Raw genomic sequence first — 11,855 nt, forward strand, 5'->3', positions numbered from 1 at the left:
GGGTGTCGTCGGACGTCTGTCGCCGCAACCACTCGGGTCACGGCGACAGACGTCCGACGGGGAAAGGTGTGATCAGACCGCGCTCACGGTCCACAGCAGGTTCGTGCTGCCGTCCCAGCTCCACTGCTTGACCGTCGAGCCGGAGGCGACCTGACCACCGCCGTCGAGCACCAGCCCGGTCGTCCGGTTGGTGATCCGGTACCGCCGGTTGCCCTGGTCGGTGAGCTGCCACTGTTGGTTGGTGCCGCCGTTCCACGGCGCCTGCTGGGCGGCGGCGCCGTTGGCGGTCTGGCCGAAACCGTCGATGACCATGCCGTTGGTGCGGTTGACGATCCGGTGGTAGCCGGTGCCCAGGTCGACGAGCTGCCACTGCAGGTTGGTGCTGCCGTCCCAGCTCCACTGCTTCAGCGGTGAGCCGGAACCGACGCTGCCGCCGCTGTCCAGTGCCAGACCGTTGGTCACGTTCGTGATCCGCTGGTAGGTGGTCGGGTTGAAGGTCACCCGTAGCGACGCGATGGCGTCGTTGTTGCCGGTGGTGCGCAGGTCGCTGTTGTCGCTGCTGAACGTCCAGCTGGTGCCCGAGAAGTTGTCGTTGGCGTAGCCCACGAGCTGATGGCCCGCGGTGACCCGGACCGACGAGATGGTGCGCAGACCGATGCCGGCCGCCTGGAGCTGGGCCGCCGTGTAGCTGCCCACCGAGAGGCTGACGCCGCCCTCGTAGCCGGTGTGCGCGTAGACGCTGACCGGGGGTGAGACGCTGGGGCCGCCGCCGAGGGTCGGGATCGGCCCACTGAAGGTCAGCTTCACCACGTACGCGGACGCGCTGAACGGCGCGCCGGCCGACGGCATGGTGATCCGCAGTCCGGTGGCGTCCTGGGTACGCGTGGGCAGGTTGACGTAGCTGCCGGCGGTCGAGCCGAGGAGTTGGACGCCGACCAGCGAGCTGAGGTTGATGCGACCCGAGGCGAGCGTGGTGATGGTGACCGAGCTGCCCGGCCAGCCGAGGATGGTCGCGTACAGCACCCGGTTGTCCTTGCTGCGGGTGAACCGGATGTCCTGGGCCGTGCCGACCACCGGCGCGACGAAGTAGCCGCCGCCCATCCGGGTCGGTCCCTCACCGAAGGTGGTCCAGGCCCGGGTGGCGTAGACGGACTCGCCGAAACGACGAAGGTAGTCGCCGATGCCGAGCAGGATGGTGCGCTGGCCGGAGGGGATGGTGCCGTCCGCCATCGGCGCGATGTTGAGCACCATGTTGCCGTTCTTGCTGACCCGGTCGATCAGCGAGTGCAGCATCTGGTTGAGCGAGTAGTAGCCGATCCCCACCGTGTAGCACCAACTGGAGCTGCTGATGCTGTCGTCGGTCAGCCAGTAGGGTTCGCGCAGCTCGGCGGGTCCGCCGCGCTCGTAGTCGTAGACCGCGCCGCCGAGTTCCAGGCCGTCCTTGTAGGTGGCGACGACCTCCTTGTCCCAGGCCACCGCGCGGTTGTAGTAGTACGCCAGGAAACGCAGTCGCTGCGCGTCGCTGATCCGGCGCAGGTCGAAGTCCTGCCAGATGATGTCCGGCCGGGCCTGGTCGATCACCTCGCGGAGCTTGTCGTACCAGAGCTGCTCCTGCGCGGCGGTGCCCAACTGCCCGTACAGCTTGCGCAGGCTGGGGTCGGACTGCTGCGGCGCCCACTGGTAGAAGCCGGTGAAGTTGAAGGCGTGGTGCATCGCGACCATGACCTTGAGTCCCCGGGCCCGGATCGCCTCGGTGTGTAGCCGCAGCAGGTCCAGGCGTGGTCCGCGCGCCACCGAGTTCCACTCGTTGACCTGGCTGTTCCACATCGAGAAGCCGTCGTGGTGTTCCGCCACCGGGCCGGCGAAGCGCGCCCCGGCGTCGACGAACAACTGGGCCCACTCGGCGGGGTCGAAGTTGCCACCGGCCGACCGCAACCGGGGCGCGAACTGCACGAAGCGGCCGGATCGGTCGTTCGCCCCGTTGATGAAGTTGTGGTACGGCCAGACCGACGGATCGCCGTACGTCGTGCGGTGGTGGTTGTTCTCGTTCGAGCCGGGGTTGTACATGTTGCGCGGGTACCACTCGTTGGCGTACGCGGGGACGCTGAACGCCCCCCAGTGGTAGTAGATGCCGAACTTGGCGTCCTGGAACCACTCAGCCGCGGCGGGATGCTGCCCCACCGACGCCCAGGTCTCGGAGTAGTTGGACGGGCCGGGGATCGCGGCGAGGGACGGCAGTGGGCGAACGACGCCGCCGAGAGCGGCGGCAGCCCCACCCGCGCCGACGGCGGCCAACAGCGAACGACGGGTGATCGGGGGACGGGACATGGAGACCCCTCCAAAACACGGACGGTGTGGGGTGGTGGCGCTAACGCACCTTAGACATCAGACGTTAGGCGTTGTCGGCACACACCGTCAACGCCTCAATATCCGCTTTCTGCCGGGATTTCGTCCAGCAACGGGGCAGCATGGACGGTGATTCGTCATATCAATGACGGGTCGGTGACGACGGTCCGCTCCGGCCGACGAACCGGCGGACCCCGTGACATCCGACCAATGCGATGTTGGCGATCACATGGCGGTGATCGACCATGGCCACACCGGCACATCGCCACCGCCTGCGAACGCTAACATCGATGACCCTGATGTTGCTAGCGTGTTTCGCGCCCGCCCACCCGGCGACGGGTCTCCCCGGCACGACCAGCAGCCGGCCGAAAATATCGATCAATCTCATCGTGTTGCTGGCGCTCTCGGCGCGACTCCATACTTTGGCTTGCGCGCGAGCCGCGAATCGGCACGAAAGTGTCATCGTCACGGCGAGGTGAGCGGATCCCCTCCGCAGGGCAGCACCTCCCGCATCGCGACGCCCGGTCCCCGTCCCCCGGTCGATGTCGGCTGACCCGACGTCCACCGTGCCCGGGTTCCGGCGTCGACCCCTATCACCGGAGGTGAACATGACCCGAACGAGAGCCGGGCTGCTGGCATCCCTGGCCACCGCGTTACTCCTCGCCGTGGCGGGCGTGGCCCTGTCCCCGTCACCGGCCGTCGCCGCGTCGCTGGTCGAGGTGACCAGCTTCGGCAACAACCCGGGCAACATGCGGATGCACATCTACGCGCCGGACAACCGGCCGGCCAATCCGCCGATCGTGGTCGCCATGCACGGCTGCGGCGGCTCCGGCACCGGCTTCTATTCCAGCAGCGAGTTCGCCCGGCTCGCCGACCAGTACGGCTTCCTGGTCATCTATCCCACCGCGACCCAGCAGGCCGGCTTCGGCAACTGCTTCGACGTGTGGTCGGCCGCCTCGAAGCGCCGCGACGGCGGCAGCGACCCGGTCTCCATCATGTCGATGGTCGGCTACGCCCAGCGCCAGTACGGCGGCGACCCGCAGCGGGTCTACGCCACCGGCAGTTCCTCCGGCGGCATGGCCACCCAGGCCCTGCTCGCCCTCTACCCGGACGTGTTCAAGGCCGGCGCGGCCTTCATGGGCGTGCCGTTCAACTGCTTCGCCAACGCCGCCGACTTCCCGCCGACCAACAGCCAGTGCGTCAACGGCCGGATGGACCGCACCCCGCAGCAGTGGGGCGACGCGGTGCGGCAGGCGTACCCCGGCTACAGCGGTCCGCGTCCCCGCATCCAGCTCTGGCACGGGACCAACGACACGCTCATCCCGTTCCAGCTCCTACAGGAGGCGGTCGAGCAGTGGACCAACGTCTTCGGGTTGAGCCAGACGCCGACGTCCTCGGACACCCCGCAGGCCAACTGGAACCGACGCCGGTTCGCCAACTCCTCCGGCACCGTCCAGGTCGAGGCGTACAGCATCCAGGGCGCCGGGCACACCCTGCCGTCGACGGGCATGGCCCGGGTCGCCATCGACTTCTTCGGCCTGAGCTCCACCCCCCCGCCCACCACGCCGCCCCCGACCACGCCGCCGCCCACCACTCCACCGCCCACGACCCCGCCACCCACCACTCCGCCGCCGACCACCCCGCCGCCGGGTGCCACGACCTGCCGCGTGCAGTACTCGGCCGACTCGTGGAACAACGGTCTCGTCGCCACGCTGACCGTCACCAACAACACCCCCAACCCGGTCAACGGCTGGACGTTGCAGTGGACCTGGCCGAACGGCCAGCAGGTCACCAGCGCGTGGAACGCCACGGTGACCCAGAGCGGCAGCCAGGCGACCGCGCGCAACGTCGCCTGGAACGCCACGATCCCCGGCAACCAGAGCGTCAGCTTCGGTTTCCAGGCCACCCACAGCGGCACCAACAACCCACCCACCGGCTTCACCCTCAACGGGCTCGGCTGCCAGTGAGCGACGTCGGTCGGCGGCCCCGCTCACGCCACGACACGGGCGCGGCGACGTCGACCGGTGGTGGCACCCGGATCTGATCGACACCCGACGGCGACCCGGCCGTCACCGAGTACGCGGCCCGGTGCCGCAGGCGCGCCATCCGCGCCCGCGGCACCGGGCCCGCTCGTTGTGCTCGTGCTCACCCGCATCACGCCCAGTGCCCGAGCGGACGCCGCCCGAACAGGCGACCGTCGCGTATTTACCACTGTCACTTGAGCGTGTTATCGATAACATGCTAACTTCCGGTCGAGGGGTGCAGGGCACGCTCCTTCGAGGTCACCGACCCGGCCGGCAGGGCACGCCAGCCGATCTCAGCATCCGCCGGTGACCTGTCCGGGTCCGCCGCCACGGCGTCGCGCGCCGGCCACCTGATGTGGACCGGGCCGCCTGGACCGCGCAGGCAGCACCGATCCCGCTCATGACGGCCGGGTCACCCGCGCGCGTGCGAACACCACCGATCACACCAGCACCCGACGGGTCGTGCCATGGCCGCCCCCCGGGTGTGGTCGCCGCTCGTTCGTCACACGGACCGAGAGGCGTTCCGACCACCACCAGAGAGGTCTGTCATGAATCGCAGATCCACCGACGACAGGGGCCCGGTGATCCGACCGCGTACCCTGCTGCTGGCCCTCGCGGCGGGCGCCGCGCTGGTCGCTCCCACCGTGCTGGTCGCCCCGGCGGCCAACGCCGCCGCCAGCACACTCGGCGCGGCAGCGGCCCAGAGCGGTCGCTACTTCGGCGCCGCCACCAGCTCGTTCATGTTCTCGAACAGCCAGCACACCACGATCCTCAACCGCGAGTTCAACTCCATCGTGGCCGAGAACGAGATGAAGTGGGACGCCACCGAACCGCAGCAGAACGTCTTCAACTACACCGGTGCCGACCGGCTCGTCGCGCACGCCCGCGCCAACGGCATGTCGGTACGCGGACACGCCCTGGTCTGGCACGCCCAGCAGCCGGGCTGGGCGCAGAACCTCTCCGGCACCGCACTGCGCAACGCCATGACCAACCACATCACCCGGGTCGCCGGCCACTTCCGGGGCCAGATCCACTCCTGGGACGTGGTGAACGAGGCGTTCGCCGACGGCGGTGGCGGCGGCCGGCGTGACTCCAACCTCCAGCGCACCGGCAACGACTGGATCGAGGTCGCGTTCCGGACCGCACGGGCCGCCGACCCGGGCGCCAAGCTCTGCTACAACGACTACAACACCGACGGGGTCAACGCGAAGTCGACCGGCATCTACAACATGGTGCGCGACTTCAAGGCCCGTGGCGTGCCGATCGACTGCGTGGGCTTCCAGTCCCACCTGGGCACCGGTCTGGCCAGCGACTACCAGGCCAACCTGCAACGCTTCGCCGACCTGGGCGTCGACGTGCAGATCACCGAGTTGGACGTGGCCCAGGGGTCCAACCAGGCGAGCATCTACGAGCGAGTCACCCGCGCCTGCCTGGCGGTGGCCCGCTGCAACGGCATCACGGTGTGGGGCGTACGGGACAACGACTCGTGGCGGCGCAACGAGAACCCGTTGCTGTTCGACGCCAACGGGAACAAGAAGCCGGCGTACCAGTCGGTGCTCAACGCGCTGAACAGCGTCACCCCGAACCCGACCACCCCGCCGCCGACCACCACCCCACCGACCACCACCCCGCCCACCGGCGGCGGATGCGCCGCCTCGGTGTCGCTGAACTCGTGGAACGGCGGCTTCGTGGCCACCGTCAAGGTCACCGCCGGCAACTCCGCGATCCGTGGCTGGTCGGTGCGGGTCGCGCTGCCCGGCGGGACCGCGGTCACCGGCACCTGGAACGCCCAGGCCAGCGGCAGCAGCGGCACGGTGAACTTCGCCAACGTCAGCTACAACGGTCAGGTCGGCGCCGGTGGCAGCACCGAGTTCGGCTTCCAGGGCACCGGAACGGGCCCGTCCGGCACCCCCACCTGCACGGCGAGCTGACCACCCACCGGCAGCGGGTCCGGTCCGGCATCGCCGGGCCGGACCCTGTCTGTCCGATGGGTACGCGCCGGACCGCCTCAGCGGGCCGGCGGCTTACCGACGCTCTGCCGGGAGACCAGGGTCGGCGCGACGGTCTCCCGCAACGCGCCCCCACTGGCCGACTCGATCTGGGTGAGCAGCATCTCCAGGCTGGCCCGGGCCACCGCGTCGAAGTCCGGTCGCACGGTGGTCAGCGGCGGGATGAAGTACGCGGCCTCCGGCACGTCGTCGAAACCGACCACGCTGATGTCGTCCGGCACCCGGCGGCCGTGCTCGTGCAACGCCCGCAGCACGCCGAGCGCGAGGTGGTCGTTGGCGGTGAAGACCGCGGTGACGTCGGGCATCCGGGCCAACATCTGCCCGCACCGGTAACCGGCGGCGGCGGACCAGTCCGCCGGCACCAGCGGCGGGATCTCCGCCCCGGCCGCGAGCAGGGCCTCCCGCCAGCCCTCGATCCGGCCCGCGCTGTCGAACCAGTCGGACGGGCCGGAGACGTGCCACACCGTACGGTGCCCGGCTTCGAGCAGGTGCTGGGTGGCGGCCCGGGCACCGGCGGCCTGGTCCACCGTCACCAGCGGCATCGGTCGGCGCGGGTCACCGTCGACGGTGACCAGCGGAACGTCCTTCGGCAGGCGCTCCAACGCCTCGCCGGCCGACTCCACCGGCGCGATCACCACGATGCCGGCGACCCGGTGGGCCAGGTGTCGCTCCACCGCCGCCGAGATGGACCGGTGGTCGAGGTCCCGCACGCTGCCCACGCTGACCGCGAAGCCGGACTCGGCGGCGACCTGTTCCAGCGCGGTGAGCAGCGATGCCGGACCGTAGAGGGTGGTGTTCTGGGCGACCACCCCGATCACCTGCGAACGACCGGTGACCAACGCGCGCGCCGCCCGGTTGGGGCGGTAACCGAGCTCGGCGATGGCCGCCTGGACCCGCAGTCGGGTCTGTTCGCGGACGTTCGGGTGGCCGTTGAGCACTCGTGACACCGTCTGGTGCGAGACACCAGCGAGGCGAGCCACGTCCGTCATCGCAGGATCGCGTACGGCCATCTCAGACTCCCCGCATGTCGGTCGGCGCCGAGACCGGTCGACGCTGACTGGAACGGCTAGGGTACAAAGATCCCCTCTCGCGGTACCCACACCGGCCCGTGCCGTCCGAGTGGAGAGCGCTCGATCACGCACAGTCTACGTCAGCGCCGATCCCGATCGGTGCCAGGCCGTGGGCCGAGTCCGCGTCGCGCCGAGGGCTTCGGCATCCGACCCGGTCGACGGCGTACACCGGGGATCCCGTACGACGTGCTGTGCCGGGACGCGGGTGGTGCCCGGCCGGTCGCCGGGCACCACCCCCTCGGTCACCGGAGCGCGGTGACCGTCCGTACCGGCGGGCGGCGCGGTCGGAGGTACGCGCCGCACCCGCCCCGAGGGCGACCTGACATCGAGGTCAGGGCGTGGCCAACTCGAAGCGTCGCACCGTCACCGCACCACCCAGAGCGCTGGTGGCGAAGTTGAAGATGCCGAACCGGTACCCCATGAAGAACGTCCAGTTGTTGTTGAGCGTCAGGGCGTTGCCCAGCGAGACGAAGGTGACCCCGTCGGTGCTGTACGAGAAGCGCGCCTGCCGCCCGGAGCCGGGTCTGATGTCCGCGTTGGCCCGTAGCCAGATCCGGCCGCCGGAGACCGCGGCACTGGCGATCTCGGTGCCGGTGCTCGTGGTGTTCCAGTTGTTGCTGCCCATGGTCAGGCCGTTGGTCATCACCACCCGGGTCGCGCCGTTGTCGCGGCGTACCCCGATCCAGGCCGAGTTGTCCCGCAGCATGGCCAGGCCGGTGCGGTCCCCGTCGCGCATCGCCGAGTAGTCCAGCTCGACCGTCGCGGTCGAGGTGGGCCCCTGGATACGGTGCGTGACGGTGTTGCGGGCCCGATAGAGGTCGTTGGTGACGGTGGCGGTCTGCAGGCGCAGTCCGTTGTTCACCGAGAACCGGCTGGTATCGGGGTTGTGGTTCCACTCCCACTGCACGCCGAGTTGGGTACCGGCGAACGTGTCCACCCCGGTGAGCGGCTTGAGCGGTCGCAGCGGCAGCGGGTTGGGGTAGTTCACGCCCCAGGCGCCGTTGACCGTCTGCACCTGCGGCCAGCCGTCGGCGGTCCAGGTGATCGGCGCCAGCGTCGGCATCCGGCCGCCCGGGTACGCGTCGGTGAACGCCATGTAGTACCAGGCACCGGTCTGGGTCTGCACCAGTCCGCCCTGGTGCGGCACGCCACCGCCGGAGATGGGCCCCTGCATGTTGAGCAGCACCTGTCGCTGCTCGTACGGGCCGAACGGACCGTTGGTCGACTTGAGCACGTACTGGCCGTTGGCCGGACGGGTCAGCCAGATGTAGTAGGCGCCGTTGCGCTTGTAGAAGCGGGCGCCCTCCAGCGTGCCGATGCTCGACGGCGTCTGGTAGACCTGCTGGGCCCGCACCTGGGTACGCCCGTCGGCGGAGAGCTGCGCCACGCTGATGGTGCCGTTGCCGTACGCGACGTACATGGTGTCGTTGTCGTCGATCAGCATGCCGGCGTCGTAGTAGCAGTTGGGGATGGTGGTGTGCCGGCTCCAGGTGCCGTCCACGGCGGAGGCGGTGTAGATGTGGGTCTGGGCGAAGTCGATGCAGCCGGCCCAGTAGTACGTCCGGTTGCTGGGTCGGTAGTTCAGCGTCGAGGCCCAGATCCCGTCGACGTACGCGTGCTGGCCGCTGGCCATGTCGTACTTGGTGCCGAAGTCCAGCCGGGGCACGGAGTGTCCGGCGAACTCCCAGTTCACCAGGTCGTACGAGCGCAGCACCGGCGCGCCGGGCGAGTAGTGCATGGTCGAGGCGGACATGTAGTAGACGTCGCCGACGCGGATGATGTCGACGTCGGCGAAGTCCTGCCAGACCACCGGGTTGGTGAAGTTGCCGCCGGGGGTGCCCGGGTTGCCGGTGTCACCGACGCGCACCAGTTGCCACTGCTGGTTGGTGCCGCCCCAGTCGTCGTACTGGACGATGTTGCCGCCGTCGGCGGTGGACGCGCTCTGCACCTCCATCGCCTTGTTGCTGTTGCGGTTGATCAGCCGGACGTACCCGCCGTCGGAGTCGGCCAGCCGGAACTGCTGGTTGGTGCCGTTGCCGTCGCTCCACTGCACGATGGACGCGCCGTTGGCGGTGGAGAAGTTGTAGACGTCGAGCACCTTGCCCGAGTGCCGGGACTTCAGCCGGTAGTAGCCGCCACCGGAGTCGACGAACTGCCACTGCTGTTGGTTGCCGTTGTTGCGCGTCCACTGGGTGATCCGCGCTCCGTCGTTCGTGGCCAGGTTGTAGACGTCCAGGGCCTTGCCGCTGTTGCGGTTGACCAGCACGTACCACGCGTTGGTGTCGACCGTCGCCGCCGCTGCCGGCGAGGGTGCCACCGCCACCAGCGTGCCGCCCACCACGACCGCCGCCACCGCCGCGACGGCCCGGGACAACCACCCACGCCGACGCGGAACGACGCGGGGGACCTCGAAGGTACCCATGATCCTCCTTGGGAGAAGAGAGTGGAGCGACCACAGGGGACGGTCGCGGGGTAGATGCGTCCCGCGTGGTGTGATCGCTAACAACCGCCGCCGTGCCCACGTGCGGCGTCGTGATCGTTTGCTACGAAGCGGAACGCGCCTGGCCCGGTCGGCCGCAGATATCGTCCGTCTTCACTATCGACTGTGAGCGATAACAGATCCTTAGTCAAGACGTAACACCGACGACTTGCGCGGGGCCGGATCACGCACCCGGACACGACGAGGACGCCGCCCGACGGGGTGGCGCGGAGGTGTCGTCCACGCCGGGCGGTGTGGCGGCAGGGATCGCGCCGATCACCGTCGAGGCGGCGGGTCCGGCGGGCCGTCCGGGCGGCGACCGCCCGTCCCGGCGCCCCCGCCCCGAACACCGAGCAGGCCAGGGTCGGCGGCGATGATCCGGTCACGCATCGGGCGTCGGGCGAGCGCGGCCAGCGCCTCGTCCACGAGCACGTGCAACGGCATCGACAGCTCGGTCTCCAGCTCGCGGGTCGCCATGGTGGTGGCGGCGACCTCGGCCCGCAACGCCGGCAGGACCCGCCGCCCCTCGTCGGTGAGCGTGACCATCCTGGTGCGCGCGTCGCGGCCGGGGACCGTCTCCACGAGCCCGGCACGCGCCATCGCGGCGACCGTCTGGCTGGCCGCCGAATGGGTCACGTCGATCGCCGTCGCGACGGCCCGGATCGAGCACGGCCCGTCGTCGGCCACCACCAGGAGCACCGGCGCGAACCGCGCGCGCAGACCGGGAAGGCCGATCTCGGCGTACACCTGGCCGATGCCGCCGTCGAGCAGCTCCATGAGCGTCGCGAGTCTCGTGCCGAGGACGCCGGGCCCGGGATCGGGGGTTGCCATGGCGGGTACTGTAACAGCGCTGTCAGATCGTGAGGAGCGCACCATGATCGAGCCGTACGACACCGGGATGCTCGACGTCGGCGACGGCAACCAGGTCTACTGGGAGGTCAGTGGCAACCCCGAGGGCGTCCCCGCCGTCGTCCTGCACGGCGGTCCCGGCAGCGGCAGCACGACCCGGCACCGCCGGGCGCTCGACCCGGAGCGGTTCCGCGTCGTGCTCTTCGACCAGCGCAACTGCGGGCGCAGCACACCGTCGGCGGCCGACCCGAGCACCGATCTGCGCGCCAACACCACCGCCCATCTCGTCGCCGACATCGAGCGGTTGCGCGAGCACCTCGGCATCGCCCGCTGGGTGGTGTACGGCGGGTCGTGGGGCGCGACGCTCGCGCTGGCGTACGCGACGCACCATCCCGATCGGGTACGCGGCATGGTGCTCGTCGCGGTGACCATGACCCGACGGTCCGAGGTGGACTGGCTGTACCGGGGAGGCGGGCGGTTCTTCCCCGAGGCGTGGCAACGATTCGTCGCCCACGCGGGCCTGCCGGGCTACGCGCTGCCGACCGACAGCCAACCACCGATCGAACCGGTCCTGCTGCGCTACGGCCAACTCCTCGCCGACCCGGACCCGGCGGTACGCGAACGGGCGGCCGAGGAATGGTGCGCGTGGGAGGACGCGCTCATCTCCGAGGAGAACAACGGCAGACCCGGCCAGTACTCCGCCGGGGAGCTACGACAGCGGCTCACCATGACCCGGATCTGCGCGCACTACTTCGGCAACGGCGCGTTCCTCGCCGACGGCGAGATCCTGCGCAACGTCCCGAAGCTGGCCGGCATCCCGGGTGTGCTGGTGCACGGTCGTAACGACGTGAGCGGACCGGCGATCACACCGTGGGAGATCGCGCAGGCGTGGCCCGAGGCACGCCTGCACGTCGTCGGGGACGCGGGGCACACCGGCAGCGAGACCATGCGGCGCGTCCTGTCCGAGGCGGCGGACACGATGGCACGCACCTAGACCCGACCCGCACCACGGGGGATGCGGGGACCCGGGCGCGTGCGTCGGTGCCGCCCACCGGACGGGCGGCACCGACGCACCGCG

General features: G+C 70.0%; 7 protein-coding genes. 3 read left to right on the forward strand and 4 right to left on the reverse strand.

Going from position 1 to position 11,855, the window contains the following annotated elements; translation table 11 throughout:
- Nucleotides 1-72: 72 nt before the first annotated feature.
- Nucleotides 73-2,328, reverse strand: a complete 2,256-nt coding sequence (locus tag ACWDVW_RS28715; RefSeq protein WP_449954985.1) for an alpha-L-fucosidase — start codon at nucleotides 2,326-2,328, stop codon at nucleotides 73-75.
- 626 nt (nucleotides 2,329-2,954) lie between these two features.
- Between ACWDVW_RS28715 and ACWDVW_RS28720 the strand changes: the two genes are divergently transcribed.
- Nucleotides 2,955-4,313: an extracellular catalytic domain type 1 short-chain-length polyhydroxyalkanoate depolymerase gene (locus ACWDVW_RS28720; protein ID WP_449954989.1), complete on the forward strand. Its 1,359-nt coding sequence runs from the start codon at nucleotides 2,955-2,957 to the stop codon at nucleotides 4,311-4,313.
- Nucleotides 4,314-4,918: 605 nt separating this feature from the next.
- Nucleotides 4,919-6,301 carry an endo-1,4-beta-xylanase gene (locus ACWDVW_RS28725; protein ID WP_449954991.1) on the forward strand — a complete coding sequence of 461 codons (1,383 nt, stop codon included), beginning with the start codon at nucleotides 4,919-4,921 and terminating at the stop codon, nucleotides 6,299-6,301.
- Nucleotides 6,302-6,378: 77 nt separating this feature from the next.
- Here ACWDVW_RS28725 and ACWDVW_RS28730 read toward each other — a convergent pair whose 3' ends face one another.
- The 3 genes from ACWDVW_RS28730 to ACWDVW_RS28740 all read right to left on the reverse strand — a co-directional run bounded on the left by ACWDVW_RS28730 (nucleotide 6,379) and on the right by ACWDVW_RS28740 (nucleotide 10,759).
- The gene (locus tag ACWDVW_RS28730) at nucleotides 6,379-7,368 is read right to left on the reverse strand and encodes a LacI family DNA-binding transcriptional regulator (protein WP_350696862.1); all 990 of its coding nucleotides are present in this window, start codon (nucleotides 7,366-7,368) and stop codon (nucleotides 6,379-6,381) included.
- 412 nt (nucleotides 7,369-7,780) lie between these two features.
- Entirely contained in the window at nucleotides 7,781-9,871 is a 2,091-nt protein-coding gene (locus tag ACWDVW_RS28735) for a family 43 glycosylhydrolase (RefSeq protein ID WP_449954994.1), read from the reverse strand.
- 333 nt (nucleotides 9,872-10,204) lie between these two features.
- Nucleotides 10,205-10,759 (reverse strand): MarR family winged helix-turn-helix transcriptional regulator, encoded by a 555-nt coding sequence (locus tag ACWDVW_RS28740; protein ID WP_449954996.1) that lies wholly within the window; start codon nucleotides 10,757-10,759, stop codon nucleotides 10,205-10,207.
- 43 nt (nucleotides 10,760-10,802) lie between these two features.
- Here ACWDVW_RS28740 and pip point away from each other — a divergent pair, with 43 nt between their 5' ends.
- The gene (pip, locus tag ACWDVW_RS28745; protein ID WP_449954999.1) at nucleotides 10,803-11,771 is read left to right on the forward strand and encodes a prolyl aminopeptidase; all 969 of its coding nucleotides are present in this window, start codon (nucleotides 10,803-10,805) and stop codon (nucleotides 11,769-11,771) included.
- Nucleotides 11,772-11,855: the final 84 nt, after the last annotated feature.

Source organism: Micromonospora sp. NPDC003241 (assembly GCF_053589795.1).